The 18,083-nt window shown below is 67.3% G+C and carries 20 protein-coding genes; 7 read left to right on the top strand and 13 right to left on the bottom strand.

Going from position 1 to position 18,083, the window contains the following annotated elements:
* Positions 1 to 249: 249 nt before the first annotated feature.
* The 6 genes from AB1281_RS09390 to AB1281_RS09365 all read right to left on the bottom strand — a co-directional run bounded on the left by AB1281_RS09390 (position 250) and on the right by AB1281_RS09365 (position 5,675).
* Positions 250 to 1,554 carry a transporter gene (locus AB1281_RS09390; protein WP_164118728.1) on the bottom strand — a complete coding sequence of 435 codons (1,305 nt, stop codon included), beginning with the start codon at positions 1,552 to 1,554 and terminating at the stop codon, positions 250 to 252.
* A gap of 49 nt (positions 1,555 to 1,603) precedes the next feature.
* On the bottom strand, positions 1,604 to 2,353 hold the full coding sequence (locus AB1281_RS09385; RefSeq protein ID WP_164118726.1) for a hypothetical protein: 750 nt from the start codon (positions 2,351 to 2,353) through the stop codon (positions 1,604 to 1,606).
* A 13-nt stretch (positions 2,354 to 2,366) separates the two neighbouring features.
* Positions 2,367 to 3,071 carry a C39 family peptidase gene (locus tag AB1281_RS09380; protein WP_430345695.1) on the bottom strand — a complete coding sequence of 235 codons (705 nt, stop codon included), beginning with the start codon at positions 3,069 to 3,071 and terminating at the stop codon, positions 2,367 to 2,369.
* Positions 3,072 to 3,170: 99 nt separating this feature from the next.
* Positions 3,171 to 4,487, bottom strand: coding sequence for an adhesin (locus AB1281_RS09375; protein ID WP_119006305.1), 1,317 nt, complete (start codon positions 4,485 to 4,487; stop codon positions 3,171 to 3,173).
* A 43-nt stretch (positions 4,488 to 4,530) separates the two neighbouring features.
* The gene (locus AB1281_RS09370) at positions 4,531 to 5,100 is read right to left on the bottom strand and encodes a hypothetical protein (protein WP_236251624.1); all 570 of its coding nucleotides are present in this window, start codon (positions 5,098 to 5,100) and stop codon (positions 4,531 to 4,533) included.
* A gap of 44 nt (positions 5,101 to 5,144) precedes the next feature.
* Positions 5,145 to 5,675, bottom strand: a complete 531-nt coding sequence (locus tag AB1281_RS09365; protein ID WP_430345694.1) for a hypothetical protein — start codon at positions 5,673 to 5,675, stop codon at positions 5,145 to 5,147.
* 396 nt (positions 5,676 to 6,071) lie between these two features.
* On the opposite strand from AB1281_RS09365, the gene AB1281_RS09360 reads away from it, so the two are divergent.
* Entirely contained in the window at positions 6,072 to 7,427 is a 1,356-nt protein-coding gene (locus AB1281_RS09360; RefSeq protein WP_430345693.1) for a sigma-54 interaction domain-containing protein, read from the top strand.
* Here AB1281_RS09360 and AB1281_RS09355 read toward each other — a convergent pair whose 3' ends face one another.
* The 4 genes from AB1281_RS09355 to AB1281_RS09340 form a co-directional block, all read right to left on the bottom strand.
* On the bottom strand, positions 7,428 to 7,736 hold the full coding sequence (locus AB1281_RS09355; protein WP_430345692.1) for a DUF6958 family protein: 309 nt from the start codon (positions 7,734 to 7,736) through the stop codon (positions 7,428 to 7,430). It abuts the gene before it with no gap.
* Positions 7,729 to 8,088 (bottom strand): hypothetical protein, encoded by a 360-nt coding sequence (locus AB1281_RS09350; RefSeq protein WP_430345691.1) that lies wholly within the window; start codon positions 8,086 to 8,088, stop codon positions 7,729 to 7,731. Before AB1281_RS09350 ends, AB1281_RS09355 begins: the two co-directional genes overlap by 8 nt.
* 245 nt (positions 8,089 to 8,333) lie before the next feature.
* Positions 8,334 to 9,215, bottom strand: coding sequence for a TolB family protein (locus AB1281_RS09345; protein WP_430345690.1), 882 nt, complete (start codon positions 9,213 to 9,215; stop codon positions 8,334 to 8,336).
* The gene (locus AB1281_RS09340; RefSeq protein WP_430345689.1) at positions 9,212 to 10,255 is read right to left on the bottom strand and encodes a hypothetical protein; all 1,044 of its coding nucleotides are present in this window, start codon (positions 10,253 to 10,255) and stop codon (positions 9,212 to 9,214) included. The genes AB1281_RS09345 and AB1281_RS09340 overlap by 4 nt, the downstream gene beginning before the upstream one ends.
* Positions 10,256 to 10,346: 91 nt before the next feature.
* On the opposite strand from AB1281_RS09340, the gene AB1281_RS09335 reads away from it, so the two are divergent.
* The 4 genes from AB1281_RS09335 to AB1281_RS09320 are packed head-to-tail and all read left to right on the top strand — an operon-like array spanning position 10,347 to position 12,394.
* Complete coding sequence (locus tag AB1281_RS09335) at positions 10,347 to 11,273, top strand: LysR substrate-binding domain-containing protein (protein ID WP_049445083.1); 927 nt, start codon at positions 10,347 to 10,349, stop codon at positions 11,271 to 11,273.
* On the top strand, positions 11,270 to 11,731 hold the full coding sequence (locus tag AB1281_RS09330; RefSeq protein ID WP_430345688.1) for a helix-turn-helix domain-containing protein: 462 nt from the start codon (positions 11,270 to 11,272) through the stop codon (positions 11,729 to 11,731). Before AB1281_RS09335 ends, AB1281_RS09330 begins: the two co-directional genes overlap by 4 nt.
* Positions 11,732 to 11,741: 10 nt before the next feature.
* Positions 11,742 to 12,167 (top strand): VOC family protein, encoded by a 426-nt coding sequence (locus AB1281_RS09325; protein WP_430345687.1) that lies wholly within the window; start codon positions 11,742 to 11,744, stop codon positions 12,165 to 12,167.
* On the top strand, positions 12,164 to 12,394 hold the full coding sequence (locus tag AB1281_RS09320; RefSeq protein WP_430345686.1) for a hypothetical protein: 231 nt from the start codon (positions 12,164 to 12,166) through the stop codon (positions 12,392 to 12,394). The genes AB1281_RS09325 and AB1281_RS09320 overlap by 4 nt, the downstream gene beginning before the upstream one ends.
* Before the next feature lie 7 nt (positions 12,395 to 12,401).
* Here the strand turns inward: AB1281_RS09320 and AB1281_RS09315 are convergent, their stop codons facing one another.
* On the bottom strand, positions 12,402 to 13,097 hold the full coding sequence (locus AB1281_RS09315; protein WP_430345685.1) for an HAD family hydrolase: 696 nt from the start codon (positions 13,095 to 13,097) through the stop codon (positions 12,402 to 12,404).
* 131 nt (positions 13,098 to 13,228) lie between these two features.
* Between AB1281_RS09315 and AB1281_RS09310 the strand changes: the two genes are divergently transcribed.
* Entirely contained in the window at positions 13,229 to 14,134 is a 906-nt protein-coding gene (locus AB1281_RS09310) for a hypothetical protein (protein ID WP_430345684.1), read from the top strand.
* Positions 14,135 to 14,152: 18 nt separating this feature from the next.
* On the opposite strand, the gene AB1281_RS09305 is transcribed toward AB1281_RS09310, so the two are convergent.
* Both AB1281_RS09305 and AB1281_RS09300 read right to left on the bottom strand, forming a co-directional pair.
* Positions 14,153 to 14,893: a DNA/RNA non-specific endonuclease gene (locus AB1281_RS09305; RefSeq protein ID WP_430345683.1), complete on the bottom strand. Its 741-nt coding sequence runs from the start codon at positions 14,891 to 14,893 to the stop codon at positions 14,153 to 14,155.
* A 333-nt stretch (positions 14,894 to 15,226) separates the two neighbouring features.
* Positions 15,227 to 16,240 (bottom strand): hypothetical protein, encoded by a 1,014-nt coding sequence (locus AB1281_RS09300; protein ID WP_430345682.1) that lies wholly within the window; start codon positions 16,238 to 16,240, stop codon positions 15,227 to 15,229.
* A 163-nt stretch (positions 16,241 to 16,403) separates the two neighbouring features.
* Between AB1281_RS09300 and AB1281_RS09295 the strand changes: the two genes are divergently transcribed.
* Entirely contained in the window at positions 16,404 to 17,978 is a 1,575-nt protein-coding gene (locus AB1281_RS09295) for a S15 peptidase family protein (protein ID WP_430345681.1), read from the top strand.
* Positions 17,979 to 18,083 lie beyond the last annotated feature (105 nt).

The raw sequence follows: 18,083 nt of genomic DNA, 5'->3' as shown, positions 1-18,083 counted from the left end.
GTTGCCTGCAGCGGCCTGGGCTTCACCGTGGGGCCAGAGTAGGAAATGGCGTCGCCGCCGGATTGGCGGAATCGACGGAGAATGCGGGCGGATCACCGTGAAGGTGCGGCGTGAATACGGCGGAACTGATGATCAACGCCGTCATCGCCAGCGCTGGCGGGTTGCCCGGGAGCACACACAGGGCCTGCACAGGAGGGCCGCGATTCGACGGCGACGGGCAGCGGCCACGTCGCCGCCGGATCGGGCGGGTCAGAGCATGTACGGAATCTTGAATGCCAGGGTGAAGTCCGGCGCATCCGGGGTCAGCCCGATGCCCAGCAGGGTGACCAGCGTGGTGTGCTGGTTGAGCGCATAGGTCACGCCCAGATTCAGTGACGCCGCGTTGGCATCACTGCCGATCACCTTCATCCACTTGCCGCCTTGGAAACGCGTGGAGGCGCGGGCGCTGATGCGGTCGCTGAAGGACAGGCTGAGGCTGGTGCGCTCGTTGAACGCGAAGGCCACGCCGGCGCCGAAGTAGACCGAGCCGCCGAGCTTCACGTCACCCGGGTTGACCGTGTCGGGATTGCTGTCGATGTCACTGAAACCACGCGGGAACGAATGCACGTAGCCGAGGTTGGCGAACAGGATCGCCGGATCGGCGGTCTTGACCATCGACAGGCCCACGTTGGCCTGCCACACGCCATTGCCGGTGGGTTGCTCCTTGGGCACGGCGAAGCGGATGTAGTCATCGTCGTCGCGTTCGATCACCTTCCAGTCCAGGCCGTAAGGTGCGCGCCCGGTGGGGGCGGTCACGCCGGCGGTGAGCACGGTCTCCGGGCGCCAGCCGCGTTCGCCGAACAAACGGTAATTCGCACTCAGGCCGATATCGCCCAGGCCGTTGCCATTGGTTTCTTCCTGCGCGATCGCGGCCGCCGCACCGCCGGCGCCGCCCTTCTGGTAGACGGTGCGCCGCGCCAGGTAAGGCACGTCCAGGTTGAGGGTCAGGTTCGGACTGACGCCCCAACGCGCGGCCAGATTGTAGGTGAGCGAATCGGATTCGACGTTCTCGATGGCGATGTTGCCGAGGAAGATCGCGTCCAGTGCGAGGAAGCCGTTGAGGGTGAGCTGCTTGCGGTCGTAACGGGCGTAGGTGAGGCTGTTCTCGACGGTGAAGCGGCGCGAGAACAGCGCCGATTGCTGCTGCTTCACGTCATCCACGCTGCGCCGCGATTCCTGCTTCGCCTGCTGCGCCTCGGCGGCGGTGCTGGCGTAGCCCTCGCCACCCGGCGAAGATTGTAGAGTCGAGCCATGCTCGACTGCCGTAGCCGTAGCCGTAGCCGTGGATGGGGCCATCGGACCAACCTTCCCACTCAGCCGCGCCTGCATCGCCTGCACCTGCATGTCCAGTTCGCGTAGCCGCCGCACTTCCTGTGCGTAGTTGGATTTCAGCTGCTCCAGCTGGTTGGCCAGTGCCTGCACGTCGGCGCCATCGTCCGCCGCGGGTGGCGCGGCGAAGGCGGTGCCCGCCAGCGCCGCCAGCGCCAACGGGGTGATCCTCATCAGGGTGTGCATGTTCGTGTCCTGCGTTGTGGAACGCTTCCCCCAACGCCGTGCCGTGGTGCTACCGGCCCGGCCCCATGCCGCGGTTCATCGCAATCGCCTGGGCCACGTTCTGGCTCAACGGCAGGTTGCCGCCCGCGGTATCCCGCACCAGCTCCAGCCGCAACTGGTTGCTGGCGATCTGGCCGTCACCGTTCAGGGCGATGCCCTGGCCGACGCTGCCGTTGCGTATCCATTGCTGGACCAGGCCCTGGCCATCCACCTGCAACAGCAGGCGTGCCTGGTTGCCGTCGAGCACCGCAGAGGCCGAGAGGCCTGCATCCTGCGCACTGAGCGAATGCGCACCGTCACCCGACAGGGCCGGCACCGCGCCATTGCGGACCACCAGCGTGGTCGCATTGCGGGCGACGTTGCCATCGCCGGCCACCTGCACGCTCTGCACCAGGCCGCTGGCATTGGCCAGGCCACTGCTGTCGATGTGGCGACCCTGCGTCTCCGGCAGCGGCGCATCTGCGGCGGTCACGTGCACGCTGGGCTGGAAGCTCAGTTTCGGGCTGCCGCCGCCACGGAAGTCCATGCCCAGGGTCAATGCACCCTGCAGCGCACTGCCGTTGCTGGCCTGCCACTGCGAGACCATCGTCACCCCGAACCAGGCCACGGTATTGCCACCCACGGTGTAGCGGCCACGCATCAGGTTCAGTTCGGGATCCGGGATTTCCTTCAGGCCGCGGCCGGGCGCAGCATCCGCCGCCTGCAGGGGCAGGGCGGGGCACACCAGCAGCAGGACCATCAACAAGGGGTGGCGGAACATGGCGGAGCCTCCTTCAGAACAGGTCGGCGTGGCTGAAGCCGAAGTCGACCAGTTCGGCATCGGTGATCGGCCCCTGCCGCGCGTAGAGCGCGCGGGCACTGGGCCGTTCGCTGGGTTGCAGCAGGACCGTGTTGCGATCGAAATCGCTGCCGATCACCACGAATACGGCACGTGATGGCCACGCAGCGAGGAACTCAGGCAGCGCCAGGCTGCGGTTGCCAAGGATGGGATCAGCCACCTCGACCACACCGTCGCGCACCTGCTTGAGCACCACGAAGTGGCGAAAGCCACGCACGTCCATCAGCACAAGACCGGGAACGCGAAGCGTACGCAGGCGTACCTCATCGATGCGATAGCCGCGCCCACGCATGCCCAGCGACTCCACGTAGCGCTTGATGTCGAGCAGCGAGAAACCGCGCTCGGCCACCAGCGCCGGATCGGACACCCCCATCATCCCTTCGATCACCGTGGCCTCGTCGGTATCCAGGTGGTAGGCATGGCGCAGGATGGTCGCCAGTGCGGCCGCCCCGCAGCTGTAATCGGTGTGCTGCCGCACCACGTTGCGGTAGCGCCGCTCCTGCATGCTTTCCACTTTCTGCTGCAGCAGTGCGCCATTGGGCAGCACGCCGGCGAAACGGACATCGCCCGCCCATGCCGACGCGCCGCCCAGCAACAGCAGGCAGGCCAGCAGGCATATCGAGAGGCGGTAGCGGCTCATCGTGCTCTCCAGCAGCAGGAGGGAGCCCCTGCCCCAAGGGGGAGGAGGGACAGGGGCTCCCGGGAACCCGGCCATTGGCGGACGGCCGGGGTGGTGCGCTTACTCGCCGTTGCCGCCACCACCGCCGGTGCTGGGCTGGGCTACGGCCAGGGCCAGGCTGTTGGCCTGCAGGTTGCCGGTGCCCGCCGCCACGTTCACGCCGATGTTGCCGGAGGCGCCGGAGAAGGCACTGCCGGACAAGGCCGAGGTGTTGGTGGCATCGACGTTCACCCAGCGCGTGGTGCTGACCGTGCCGCTCAGGCTGGCGTACAGATCGGCCACGCCCAGTTCGACGAACTGGCTGGTGCCGCTTTCACGCGTATCGAAGCCCAGGCCGCCCACCCCCGGCCGGTTGGGGTTCATCGTGGCGTTCTGGATCTCGTTGTCCAGGTCGATGTGGCCGGTACTGTTGCCACCCGGATGCGGCAGTGCGCCGTTCCACGTATCCAGGTAGTAGTTGGCCATCTGGTAGGCGTTGCCGGTGCCGCGGTAGGTGCCGGCGCCATAGCCCAGCGTCAGGCCGCTGACGCCGCCATGCATGCCGACCTGCACGGTATCCGTGTAGGACTGCACGAAGCCGGCGTTGCTGACCGTGTTGCCGGTGGAGACCTGGTTGGAGCTGATGCTCGACTGCGCCACTGCGGTGGTCGCTACCGAGGCCGCGAGCGCGTTCTTCTGCTCGTTGTTGTTGCCCGAGGCGATGTTCACGCCGATGTTGCCGGACGCACCCCCGAAGGCATTGCCACTGAGACCCGCGGCATTGGTGACGCCGGAGTTCATGGTGGCGTTGCCGAAGCCGGCCTGGTTGACGAACACCTCGGCGTCGGCCATGCCGAAGCTGAAGGACGCATCGGCAGCGGACAGCGAGGCGGCGTTGTCCTGGGCGTTGTTGTCGCCCGATACCACGTTGAAGCCCAGGTTGCCGGAGGCACCGGCACCCACGCTGTCACCGATGGACGCACTGTTGGTGACCAGGCTGTTGCTGGTGGCGTTGTTGCTGATCGACTGGCGGTTGTCGATCACCGCGATGGCCGCCGAGTCGAGGTCGATGTCGCCGCTGATGGTGGGGTCACCGGAGAAATTGACGTCGGTGCTGAGGCGCAGGTCCTTCTCCAGGTTCACGTCGACGCCGTGGTTGTTCTTTTCCTTGCGCTCGTCGGCCTGGATGGTGCTGTGCTTCTGCACATTGACGTTGACGGTGCGGTTGCGTACGTCGTTGTCGGTATGGTTGTGGGTGTCGTTGCGGGTTTCGCTGACGGTGTGGTTGTGGTTGATGTTCGCGTTGGCGTTCTGGTTGTCCCAGCCATTGGCCGCAGCGGCGGTCGAGGCAGTGGCAATCGCCATGGCGAGCATGGTCCGTTTGACGGTCGCTTTCATGGTGCCCTCTCTCTCATCGGGTGGTGCATCGGTTGGGTGGTTGTCACGGGCGGTCCTGCACGACCAGGCCCAGCACATTGGCCGTGTCGTTGCCGCTGCCCGCGATCTGATTGAGTTGCAGGACCCCGTCGAATCCCCGCAGCGCCGTGTTGGTGACACCAGCGCTGCGGGTGCCCGTCGCGACGCCGCGACCGGCGTCGTCCCGCCCCCCTGCCAACGCGGAACCTTCGGCGGCCAACGCCGTATCGTCGGTTTCGCGTATGCCCTGTCGAGCCAGCGTCGCGCTGACGACGTTGAGCGTCGTGTTGGCGATGCCGCTGGCCTGGTTGATGGATGCGATGCCACTGGCGCCTGCCAGCGCGTTGCCGTCGATGACGGCGGTGGCGTGCACCGGTGCGCTCAGCACGCGGTTGCCGCCCTGCAGTTGCCGGTTGCCGATCGACACGTCGGCACGTTCGCCCGTGGCGATGCCACGCAGGTTGGCCTGCAGGTTGAGGTCGCCAGCGGCCTGGTTCACCGCGATGGCGCCGTTTGCACCCGCCAGGGCGTGACCGTCGATGCGGGCCACGTCGAGGTAGGCGAGCATGCCGCTGTAGTCGTCGGCCTGCGCCATCAACGGCGTGGCAAACAGGACCAGCAGCAGCCAACGTACCCGCTTCACTTGCCACCTGCCGGGGCCGGGCCCTGCAACGGGAACTGGGCGAGCGCGCCGCGCACGGTATCGCCGATGCCGCGGGTGCTGTTGCCGACCGCGCCGAGGGGGCCGCCCAGGGCGCCACCGAGGCTGCTGCCGACCATGCCGTCACTGCTGCGGCCCAGCGTCCCGCCCAGGGCCTGCTGGGTAACCCGTTCAACCGTCGTGCCACGCGGCGACGCGGCGGTGGCCGCCTGGCCGGCCCCCATGCCGGCATAGTCCTCATCGCTCAGTTCGTCCATGCCGGTCGACGGGGCACCGGCGCCCAATGCGCTGGCAATCTCGCGCTGTGGTTTCGGGTCGGCGATCAGCGCCATGCCAGGGGGCGCCATGCGATAGGCCGGCCGTGCAGACACGTCCCGCAACAGGACAATCTCGCCCGGTTGCGCCTTCACGCCCTGGCGGGCACCGGATGCAGTGGCGTCCGCGCCAACCGTCAGCAAGGTCACTGCCAGCGCTGCGGCCAGGCCGCGAAACAGGGTGGTGCCGTCCATGCCGATCTCCCGCGATGGGTGCGGCGGATCCACGCATCAACCGTGCCAACCCCGGAAGGCCTGTGCGGCCTGCCGGCAGCCGCTGGACGGAGCAGGGTGCTGCTGCCGGGCTGTTACAGCGGCGTGGGAAAAATGTTGGGATTGCGCAGCGCCAGGCGCCGCAGGGCAAGGCGGGCGCCCGACTGTCGCACGGGTGTTACAGGTGCCGCCGCGGACTGTAACGACGCCGCTTCAGCCAGTGTTTTCTTGACGCGCCGCTCATTGCGCCGCCGTTTAGCGCAGCGCTAGGATCCGCCCAACACAGGCCGCCGCGGTGGCCGTAGAGGTCCCGGCGGGGGGCGGCACGCCGGTGATTGCCTGACAGTCCGCCGACGGTGTCCGGATGCTGGGGGAAGCATGGCGGCGGTCCCGGAGGCTTCAACGTCACGCTGCGTGCTCTGGTTCGGCGAGCCGCAGGCGAACGAACGCAGTGCGCTGGCGGCTGCGGGCTGGTACGTGCGCCGTATCCATCCCGATCCGGCGATGGCCATCGGCCTGCGCGGGCGTGATCGGCTGCTCGCCGTGCTGGATCTTCGCCATCTGGATACACCGGCCCTGCAACTGCTGGCGCCATGGATCGAACAGCACGCGCATCTGCCGTGGCTGGCGGTGCTGCCACCTGGCGCAGGGCCCACGCCGGTTGCCTGGCTGCCCTTGCTGCAGCGCTGCCTTGCGCGGTTCACGCTGCCTTTCGGGCTGCAGGACCTGGTGGCGGCGATGCGCCAACAGTTCGATGCGGACGAACCCGCTGCCGATGACGCCTGCGGGGGACAAGGGCCGCGCGCATTGATCGGCGAAAGCCCTGCGCTGCACGCCGTGCGCACGGTGCTGCACAAGTTCGCGCCGGTTGAACTGCCGGTCCTGGTGACCGGTGAAACCGGCACCGGCAAGGAGCTGGCGGCACATGCACTGCACGCGCTGTCCGGCCGCGCTGGCAAGCCGTTCATCGCGGTCAACTGCGGTGCCATCCCGGCCAACCTGGTGCAGTCGGAGCTGTTCGGCCACGAGCGCGGTTCGTTCACCGGCGCCGACAAGCGCCAGATCGGCGTATTCGAATCGGCACATGGGGGCACCGTGTTCCTCGACGAGGTGGGCGACCTGCCGCCCGAGGCGCAGACCAGCCTGCTGCGCGTGCTGCAGGAGGGCACGTTCGAGCGCGTGGGCAGCAGCCAGCCGTTGCGGGCGGACGTGCGGGTACTCGCCGCCACCCACGTCGAACTGGAGCACGCGGTAGCGCAGGGGCGGTTCCGCAGTGATCTCTACTACCGGCTCAACGTGCTGCGCCTGCTGATGCCGCCACTGCGCGAGCGCGGTGCCGACGTGCAGCTGCTGGCCGAACACTTCCTGCGCTGCTTCCGGCTGCGCCACAGCGTGCGAGCGCGTGGCTTCGCACCGGCGGCGCTGCAGGCGCTGCGTCGATTCAGCTGGCCCGGCAACGTGCGTGAACTGCTCAACCGGGTGCAACGGGCAGCGATCATGGCCGAAGGCGAGCTGATCAGTGAGCGTGACCTGGAACTGGGCGAGCCGGCGCAGGCGCTGCCGAGCCCGATGCTGCACGATGCCCGCGGCCAGGCCGAGCGCGATGTGCTGCTGCAGACCCTGCGCCAGACCGGCTACAACGTCTCCGAATGCGCGCGGCAGATGCAGATCTCGCGGGTGACCGTGTATCGGTTGTGCCGCAAGCACCGGCTGGAACTGCCGGCGCAGCGCTGATCAGCCGGCCGCGACGTGCTTGAACAGGCGCAGCGGCGTGCCTGGAATGCGCTCGATCACCCCCTTGGCCTCCAGGTCCAGCTGCACGGCTTTCAACCACCAACCCGCCGTGGCGCCTTGCGGGAACAGCGACGCGGGCAGGTGCGGCAACAACGCCTGCTTCGCCTGCACCACCGTCATCCCGGGAGGTTGCCTGGGCAATGCACGCAGCAGGGCCGTGCGCATGGCCATGTACTTGCCACGATCGACGCGCTGGATGTGACCGGGGGTAGTGATGCTCTCGATTTCGATCCGCTCGGGCTCAGGCATGGGTATCTCCCGCGACCTCAATGCGTGGGCTGCGGAAGCCCATGGCGATCCAGGCCTTCATCAGCCGGGCATAGAACCGCAGCGAGCGGGTCTTCAGGTTGGGCACATCGTCTGGAAGGACAGACGCGTCAGGCAGATCACTGACCATCGTCCGCATCTCCACGGCGGGTCTTTCCGATGCCGGCCACAGCAGGCCATACAGGCTCAGCCAATGGCCACCGCTGAACTCCAGGAAGAGCGGCGTATTGCAGCAGCCCGCCACGACGCGGCGGCTGCCGCCCGTGCTGGACAATCGCAACGCGTGCAGCAGGGATTGCCCCGCCTCGATGCGTACGCGGTCCTTGCGCTGCATTACGAAATGCGTCTGGCCTTGTGGTCCAAGTACCTGCGGCGCTCCAGGCATCGACTGCAGCTGGGTGCCGGCCCTGCGGCAGCTGTCGCAGCAGCATTCGACGGTGGCGATGGGGCGACCGGTGATGGCCAGGCGGACCTGGCCGCAGGCGCATGCAAGGGACTGATGGGAGGGCATCTGCATTCTCTCCTTGGGTATTCATCCTCTCGACGAACCGGGGCGCTGGAAATCGACACCACCTGCCTTCAAGGCCGCGTCATCCGGTAGCGGACGCGGTACAGGTCCAGGCCCTCACCGCCTGCGCGCCGCGCTGAGTAGGTGAGCATGTCGCGGCGCGAACCATCCAGCATTGCGCCGTAGCTGTCGCCGCCGGGCTCGTTCACGGGCGCTGGCAATGCATGGCCCTCGTCATGGCGGCCTGCATGCTCGTAGGCGATGAACTGGCGCACCGGTGCACTGCCGAAGTCCAGGGCGCGGGCAAAGACCACCGTGCGGCCATCGCCGAGGAAGGTGGCATCGAATTCCTGCGCGGCGGTATTGATGCCGCCAGCCAGCGGCCGCGCCCGCTGCGCCACGCCGCCGATCATCGTGGCGCTATAGAGGTCATGACCGCCGGCACCGCCCGCACGATCGCTGGAGAACAACAGTGTGCGACCATCCGGCGAGAGCATCGGTGCGAACTCGTCGGCCGCACTGTTCACCGCAGGCCCCAGATTCTCCGGTTCCCCGAAGCGGCCGTGGCGTTCCACGCTCACCCGGTACAGATCGTCGCCGCCCTGGCCGCCTGCGCGGTCCGAGCAGAAATACACGACGCGCCCATCTGCGGAAAATGCGGGATCGAAGTCGCGCCCCGGCGTGTTGAACGGCACCGGCGTGGCCGACCGCCAGCGATCACCTTCGCGGTGCGAGATCCAGATGTCATACCCGCCCGGGCCGCCTGGCCGGTTGCGGCTGAACCACAGCGCGGTCTTTCCGTCCGGGCTCAGGGTCAGTCGAATCTCGTCATGCCGTGTGGATGCAATGCCGGGGGCAAAGCGTTCGGCGGGGCCGATGATCTGCAGCCGTTCTGAGGGCGAAACGAGAGACGATGCAGAGACCAGCAGCATCACCGCCAGCAGCGACTTCATGCCTGTCGCTCGAAGTCGCTGACCCAGTTGGTTTCCCAGCTGCGTCCGCCATCGGCCGAGGCCGCCTGTTCCCAGCGCGCCGAACGTGGGGTGATACGTGACCAGATCACCCGCGTCTGGATCGCTCGTCCGTCGTCGTGCAGTTCTTCGCCGAAGAAGCGGCCGGCACCGGCGTCGAAACCACCGCGTAGAGGCACGCCAATCCGGGTCGGCTCGCGGCCATCCAGCCACCAGCTCAGCCAGTGCCGCTCAGCCGCATTCCAGGCGCGGATGCCCATGCCGCGCAGCGGCGCGCCCGCCACGTCCATCAGGTTGTCGCCCACGTTGCCGAACCCTCCCAGTACCGGCCAGTTATGCAGGGTGCCGGTGAAACGCTCCCAGGCGTCGCTGCCTGCCAGCCGTGTACGCAAGCGGCGATGGCGCACGTTCCAATGGCCCACCAGGAAATCAAAATCACCCGGTGCATCCGGCCGCTTTGGAAGCGGAGAGGGGGCCGCAGCAGTGCGCCGGAACCAGTTGCGCCAGTTCACTTCCCAGTGCGCGCCGGCATCGTCGGAGAACGCCTGTTCCCACCACGGCTCATCTCCATGGATGTCATGCCAGCGGAACCAGACCTCGATGGGGCGCCCTTTGAAGTCATCGCGACCGCGGAAGCTGCCGCCATCGCCTTCGAAGACGCCGCGCACGGGCGCTTCGATATGGGCAGGGTTGCGTCCATCGATCCACCAGATCGACCACGTGGAAGACACCGGATCAAACGCACGCACGCCAAGGCCCCTGTAGGGGCCCGAAGGCAGCGCCATGACGTTGTCATCGATGGTGCCGAGCCCGCCCAGGGTCAGCCAGACCGCGCTGGAGCCGGTGAAGGCTTCCCAGCGGGTATCGCCCACCAGCCGCTCCTTCAGGCGTTGGTGCCGGACCTGCCAGTTGCCCTGCAACCATTTCCAGTCTTCGCTGTGGCTGGCCAGGGCCCATCCGGTGGGCACGGTGCCGGATGCTGCCGCGGCGGCCAGGGTGGCCAGGAACTGCCGTCGATCCATGTGCGTGATCCCATGCCGGAGGTGCCGCCATCGTTGCGGGTAAAAGGGGGATTGACCACGCAGATATCGAGGCTCAGGCTAAGCCACACTTATGGTGACCCAACGCCAGCTGCCATCGCTTGCCGCCATCCGCGCCTTCGAGGCGGCGGCGCGGCTGGGCAGTTTCGCCCGTGCCGCCGAGGAGCTCGACACCAGTGCGGCATCGGTGAGTTACCACGTGCGGCGGCTGGAGGCCCAGACCGGTACCTGCCTGTTCCTGCGCCACGCGCAGCATGTGGAGCTGACGGATGCCGGTGCCAGCGTCGCGCAGGAGGCCACCCGGGCCTTCGACGCGCTTCGTGCCAGTTTCATGCGTGCCGCTGACATGGATGCGACGCGATTGCGCCTGTCCGTATTGCCGACGCTGGGTACCAGCTGGTTGACGCCTCGCCTGGGCAGCTTCCGGGCCCGCCATCGGAACCTCGTGCTGGAACTGGACCTGTCGGCAGAGCCGCAGGACCTGGCCGCCGGGCGTTTCGATGCCGCCATCCGCAATGGGCATGGCGAGTGGCCCGGGCTGCAGGCCACGCCCCTGTTTCCCAGTATTTTCACCCCGTTGTGCGCGCCGGCGCTGCTGCCGGCGGCAGACGGGCTCGGTCGCCGGGCGCTGCGGGTTCCACTGCTCGGCAGGCCCGACTGGTGGGCACTGTGGTTTTCCGCACATGGTGCTGTTCCGCCGCCGTCCAAGGAAAGCTTTGTCACCCCCTTTGCGATGGAGCATCTGGACGTCGGCGCTGCCATTGCCGGGCAGGGCATCGCCATCGGTTCGCCAATCCTGTTCCAGGCCGAACTGGACAGTGGGCGCCTGGTGCAGGCACATCCCGGAGTCGCCAGCGACGGGCGTGGTTTCTGGTTCGTGGCACCGACGGCGCGCAGCCGCAGCACCAAGGTCATTGCATTCGGTGACTGGCTGGGCGAGCAGGCCGCGCAGGCCAGGCATGCGGCGCGACATCATCTGGCGCGCACGGTGACGCCATGAACCAGAGCCCCGAACTGCTGCGACGCCTGCTGCGTGCCAAGGACCGGATGGACCACGCCAGCCACGAAGACTGGCCGGTGGCCCGCCTGGCCGAAGTGAGTGCCGTATCACCTGCGCATTTCGCGCGTTCGTTCAAGCAGGCATTCGGGCTGCCACCGCACCGCTACCTGCTCAGCCGGCGCATCGAGCGTGCCGTGGCGATGTTGCGTGACACCGACCTGCCAGTCACCGAGATCGCCGCGCAGACCGGCTGGAGCAGCCTGGGCACCTTTGGTCGCATCTTCCGTGACATCACCGGTGACAGCCCGGGCAATGTGCGCGAGCGCGAGCGATCGGGCCAGGCGACGGCGGCCAGCGTGCCGGAATGCCACGCACGTGCCGCGCAGCGACCGGACCTGAACATCGCAGTTTTGGAGAAGCGCCGCCGCGAGGCGGTTGCTAACGTGGACCCCACCTGAGGGAGGTCCCATGACAAACACTGTGAACACGGTCGGCCTGTATGTGCGCGACCAGGATGAAGCTCTCGCGTTCTACGTCGGCACGCTCGGTTTCGAAGTGCACACCGACGTGCGCAATGGCAGCTACCGTTGGCTGACGGTACGCAGCCCCGGCCAGGACGGATTCCAGCTGGGGCTGTTCGTGCCCGGTCCGCCCACCCACGACGCGGCCACCGCGCAGGCGCTGCAGCAGCTGGTGGCGAAAGGCGCAATGCCGCCGCTGGTGCTGGCCGTCGATGACTGCCAGGCATGCTATACGCAATGGCTGGCGCAGGGCGTCGAGTTCACCCAGGAGCCGGTCGAACGCTTTGGTGCCATCGACGCCGGATTCCGTGACCCGTCCGGCAATGGCTGGAAGATGATCGAAGCCCGCTCTGAAGCCAGGCGCAAGCAATGAGCCGGGGCGGCTGGGCGCGGCCCGTGCATCGCTGGACCTCGATCGTGTTCACCTTGGCGGTGATCGCCAACTTCGCCGTTCGCGGGCTGGGGCAGGGCGAGCCTGCAGCGTGGATCACCTATTCGCCGCTGCCGCCACTGTTCCTGCAGCTGTTCACCGGCCTGTATCTGTTCGTGCTGCATTACACCGGAAAGCGCCGCAACGCCCGACTGGGCGCTGCGGGCTGAGGCAACGTCAGGCGGCCGCGTCGGCGGCGTAGGCAGCCAGCAATGCTGGCAGCTGGTCCATGCGCTGGAAGATGACCTTCGCACCCGCAGCGCGCAGGGCCTCCGGCGTGCTGTGGTGCGGGCCGCCCTCGCTGAAACCAAACACGGTCGCACCCGCCGCGACGCCGGCGGTCGCGCCGGTGACCGTGTCTTCGATCACCGCGCAGCGCGTCGGGTCCACACCCAGCGCAGCAGCCGCGGCCAGGTACACGTCCGGGTGCGGCTTCGTGTGCGGCATGTCCTGGCCGCTGAAAACGTGGTCACCGAAGGCATCGAGGATGCCGACCTTGCCCAGCTGCAGCTTCACCTTGAACAGGTCGGCACCGGAGGCGCAGGCAATGCGGCCACCGGTCGCCGCGGCGATCGCACGCACGGCCTCGGGCGCCCCCCGGATCGCCTCAAGATCCTGCTCCAGCGCACGGTTGCGCTGCTGGCGGAATTCTTCCAGCCATTCCTCGGTGAACGGCTTGCCGGTGCGCTCTGCGATCAGCCCGGCCAGATGGGCCACCGACTGGCCGAGGAAGACCTCGCCGGCCTGTGCCGGGGTCAGCGGCCAGCCGCGTGCGGTCAGCATTTCCGAGAGCACACGGGCCACCAGCGGCTCGGAATCGACCAGCACGCCGTCGCAGTCGAACAGCACGGCATCAAAGGGAAAGCGGGACATCTACTACTCCGGGAACAGACCAAGGGACGACGTGCCCGCCATTTTCCCACAGCGGGCCGGGCAGGGCACGCGGGCCACAGGAACGCTAGACTGCCGGGCCACCCCGCCCAGCGCCTGCACGGGAATACGCCTTGAACCGATTGCGATCATTCTTCAGTGCGTACCCCATCCAGTTCGCGATGGCCGCCAAGCTCTATGTGCTCTGCCTGTACCTGCCCGTCGCCCTCCGCCTGATCGCATTCGGGTATCGCCTGGGGCCGCCCGAGGACTCACGTGAAATCGGCAACGCGGTGGCTGAGCTCGGTTTCCGCCTGAGTTTGTTTGCCGGGGCGGCGGTACTGGTGTCGATGCTGCTGTTCGGGCGCCGCGGCGCGCTGCGGATCCGCCACCCGGTGATCGCTTCGATCGCGTTTTCCGGGTTGCTCGTCGTGCTGGATCGCGCCATGCGCATTCCGATGGCGCAGTTGCCGTTTCCAGTCCACAGTGTCGCAGCCATCAGTCTGCTTCCGCTTGCGCATGCACTGGTCCTCACGCTGCTGGCCCTGGTGCCGGCGCTGCTGATGCAGCGGCGCATCCGTGCCGAGGGCGAGCACCATCACCTCATTAGTGCCAGCATCGCCGGCGCGGTGACGCTGGTGGCCGGTAGCTGCCTTCTTCCCATCCTGGCGCTGCACTTGCCTGCGGCAATCCCGCCTGGCGAGTTCATCATGCCGGTTTTCGATGGGCCTGCGCAGTTGCAGATTGCCAGCCTGGTCCTGCTGGTGTCCTGCGCACTGGCCACGTTTGCCGGCCTATGGGCCAGCGCGCCGTCGCCAGAGCCCGCATCGACGGCGCGCACGATGGTGGTGTCGCTGGTCCTGCTTGCCACGTCCCTGCTGATCAGCCTGGCCAGCGTGGCGTACCTGCTGCGAATGCTGTCCGCTGGGGTACCGACGATAGGGCGCGGGCTTGCCTTTGCCGTGCTCATCGGCCCCGTACTGCAGTTCCTGTTTGCCAGACTTCTGGCGTCACGATGGCTGCGCATGCAGGCATCGTGACGTTCTTCCGCCCGTCGCTCAGCTCAGGTCACATCCGGCCGGCTGCGGCCAGGTGGTGGCCGGCAGCATGTTCTTCAGCGAGGCCGGTGCGTTGATCGCCACGTAGCTGGCACCGAGCAGGTCCTCCAGATCGGCAATGGTCACCAGGTAGTTGTCCAGGCTGCCCAGGTTGGCCTCGTTGGGAATGATCCAGCTGATCGCCTTGGCGGTGCCGGTGTTCGGATCACGGGTGATGATCGTCTTCCAGAAGAATTCCGGCGTGGGAATGCCGTGGCTGGCCAGGAAATAGTCGTTGGAGGCATCGCCATAGACCACACCGCCGTAGACGTCCACCGGCGCGATGTCGCGGTAGCACTCGGCCACGTTCTCGGCCTTCACCCAGATGCCCTGGTTGAAGCTGGACACCTGCGGCACGATGTTGGTCATGTAGTTGGCGCGGCGGATGTAGGTCGCGTCGTAGTCCATGTGGTTGGACGTGACCAGATGGCCGCGGTCATAACCGGACTTGATGCTGGCATAGGACGCGGTGCTGGTCTGGCCCAGGCAACCGGCCGGCAGGTCCGGGTCCTTGTAGAAGCTGGACGGCCGTGCAGCGGAACCGGTATCGGCGGTGAGCGTGTACTCGTAGCGGGTGGCGCTGTGGATGCTGCAGTCGTAGGTGAGCACGAAGCCGCCCTTGTTGAGGGTGACCACCTGGGCCTGGGCTGCGCCGGCAAAGGCGCTGAGGACGAAGGCAAAGACGAAGCTTGCAAGGCGCATTGCGATTCTCCAGCAAAGGATTCGGGACGCAGCGACCCGCCACGACCAGGCCGGGCCTGTGTCATGTGAAGGCGTTGCGGATACGGGTGATGCGGAGTGCGGTAGGACTGACCGCGATGACAGGGCCATGGAGGCCGTGCGGTGTCGCAAGCGTCACAAGCTGTCGTCTTTTGGTCAATGACGAAAAGACCAAGCTGTGACCGCGCGCAAGCACTGGAGATGTGTCAGACGGAGCAGGGCGTGGCTGACATGCGCACGTGCTAAGCGCCCGACAGGTGTGAAGCGCATACCAGACCACGCATCCTCCGCGGCTCGGTTCTGCAGCGGTTGGCTCTACAAGGAAGCCTCTTGCCCAGCATCAGGCGCCAGGCAGGCGGCCCTGCTTTGCTCGCTCGAGTCCGCAATGACCGCCTCGCTGAAACCGCTGCGGCTCAACCACAGGCGATTCCACCGGTCCAGGGCGTCGCCGTCTCGCGCCCAGCAGGCGAAGCGGGTAATGGTCTCGAGGTTGTCGATGGTCGGGTAGCGCTGCGCGATTTCGTCCAGGCCCTGGCGCATCAGCGGCCAATCGGGCGTCGCCGCGTGGAAGTGATCGGCCGAGTACCCGGTGGCCGACCAATACAGCCGTGCGTAGCGCATGGCCCGTTTCTTCTTCGGGGCACTCGCCATCGAGCGCCGTGCGAAGGCTTCCATCTTCTGTGCGCTGCCACCCCAGGCCGGCGTGAAGTGCTGCATGGCAATGAAGTGCAGTGGCTCGTAGTCGGGGAAGGCCTTGGCGGCACGGTCGACGAGCTTCAGTAGTTCTTCGTCATCCGCGCTTTCGCGCAGCGCGATCAGTACGCTCATCTCGTGCCAGAACGGGTCGCCACCGGCAACGCCCTCATGCGATTGCAGGTAGGCCTGCGAAACCGCGTTGTACTCATGGAACTGGGCCCCGTCTTCGGCGTTGACGGTGTTGGCGTAACCATTGCCGCGGTAGCTCCACGCCAGATTGAGCGGAATCCGTGCAGTCATCAGATGGGCTGCCGGCGACTTCGGCGCGTGCTCAACCCAGCGCGCCGCCCAGGCTGACCAGTGGTTCCAGGCGTCCACCTCCTGCCGCGCCGTGCCGATCGCACGCGACATGCAGATGTAGAAGCGGCCCAGCCGGGATTCGCCGGCGGCGTCGAGTTCTCCGTTGCGCAGACGAGCGGCCATCGCGTCGAGTGCCGCGAAGTCGTCGTTGGCCATCCATTGCGCGATTTCGGCGCAGTCGTTCGTCGGCTCCGGGGCATCCCCGGCCATGGCTGAAGGGGCGAACAGACTGGCCACGCTCAAGAGCGTGCCGACGAAGAGCGTCCTGCGCATCGGGGGGGGGCATCCTTGCTTTGATGAGAGTCTGCGGCAGTCCCGCAGCGCCGCGAAGCATATCAAGGTGGGCTTTGCGCCATGTTGCGTCGCAAGGTGCCACCCACCATTCGCACTGGTACGGTCCAACCCGTTGCACCACCACCGACGGGGAGAGACGACGATGCGCAAGGTATTGCTGCTGTTGATCCTGCTGACCGGGCTGGCGCCCACCGCCTGGGCAGCCACGGTCAAGACCACCCATCGCACCATCCCAAGCTGGGATGGCACGCCCCTCGGGGCCTTCGTCATCGAACCGCAGGATGCCGGCAGCGGCCGCTATCCACTGCTGGTGATGCCCAGCAGCTGGGCGGTGCCCAGCGTTGAGTACGTGGGGGTGGCACAGTCGCTGGCGCAGCGCGGCTATGTGGTCATCAGCTACAGCTCGCGCGGCTTCTGGGAATCGGGCGGCAGCATCGACATCGCTGGGCCCGCCACGGTCGAGGATGTCAGCGCGCTGATCGACTGGGCGCTGGACAACACCCGCGCCGACCCGGCAAGGATCGGTGTCTCGGGCATTTCCTACGGCGCCGGTACCAGCCTGCTGGCGGCGGCGCGCGACCCACGCATCAAGGCCGTTGCCGCACTGAGCGGCTGGGCCGACCTGCAGGCGTCGCTGTACAGCCATGACACGCCCAGCGCGCAGGGCATCGCCCTGCTGGTGGCAGCGGGCCTGGCCACCGGCCGCCCCGGCGCGGAGCTGGCCACCATCAACCGCAACGTGCTGGTCGGCAATTACCAGGGGGCGGTGGACTCGCTGCTGCCGGTGGCGGCGCAGCGCAGCCCGGCCAGCAGCCTCGACGAGATCAACGCCAACCAGCCGGCGGTGTTCCTTGCCAATGCCTTCAATGACAGCCTGTTCCCGCCGGGCCAGCTGGTCGATTTCTTCAACCGCCTGAAGGGGCCCAAGCAACTGCAGTTGCGCCATGGCGACCATGCCCTCAAAGAGGCCTTCGGTGCGCTCGGCATTCCCAATGAGGTCTATGCTGCCGCGGGCGACTGGTTCGACCACTACCTGAAGGGCGTGGCCAATGGCATCGACCGCCAGGCGGCGGTGCAGCTGAAGTCGCAGAAAGGCAGCTGGAGCCGCTATGCGGACTGGCAGGCCACCAATGCGGGTGCTGTCAGCTACGGGCTGACCGCGCCGGCCGGGCTGCTGCTGCCCACCGGCGGACTGGCGGAGAACGGTGGCGCCACCGGCTGGAATTACCGGATCGGCAGCGGCCTGCTGACCGCCGCCAATTCCGGCGTGGCGATGGCGTCCGGCGCGCTGCAGATGTTCAACCTGCCGCCCGGCGCCTATGTGCCCTTCGTTGGCCGTAACGCCGCAGGCGTCTGGCAGGGCCCGATCCAGTGGAGCGCCAAACGCCTGGACGGTGCGCCGGAAGTGCGCCTGACGGTCACGCCCAGCCGCGCCAACACCACGCTGTATGCGTACCTGTATGCCGAGGATGTGCTGGGCAATGGCCAGCTGATCAGCCACAAGCCGTACACGCTGCGCGGGGCCACGCCCGGCCAGGCGAAGACCATCGATCTGCGGCTCGAGGCCAGCAGCTGGAATCTCCCGGCGGGCAGCCGGCTGACCCTGGTGGTCGATACCGTGGATCTGCGCTATGCGGGCATCAGCCAGCTGGGCGGGGCGGTGACCTTCAGTTCACCGGCCAACGCACCTTCGGTGCTGAAGGTGCCGCTGCATTGATGTGACGCCGCGCCCGTTGCGGCGGGCGCGGCACGACCGGCCACGCGCAATTCCCAGCAGCTGACCGACAGGCGCTGGAGGCATGGATCCGCGAGGGCAGGGGGG

This window comes from Stenotrophomonas sp. NRRL B-14846 (genome assembly GCF_050473585.1).
Taxonomy (GTDB): Bacteria; Pseudomonadota; Gammaproteobacteria; order Xanthomonadales; family Xanthomonadaceae; genus Stenotrophomonas.
Note: the sequence above shows the minus strand (reverse complement) of the source record. Positions and strands in the feature narration are given on the sequence as shown.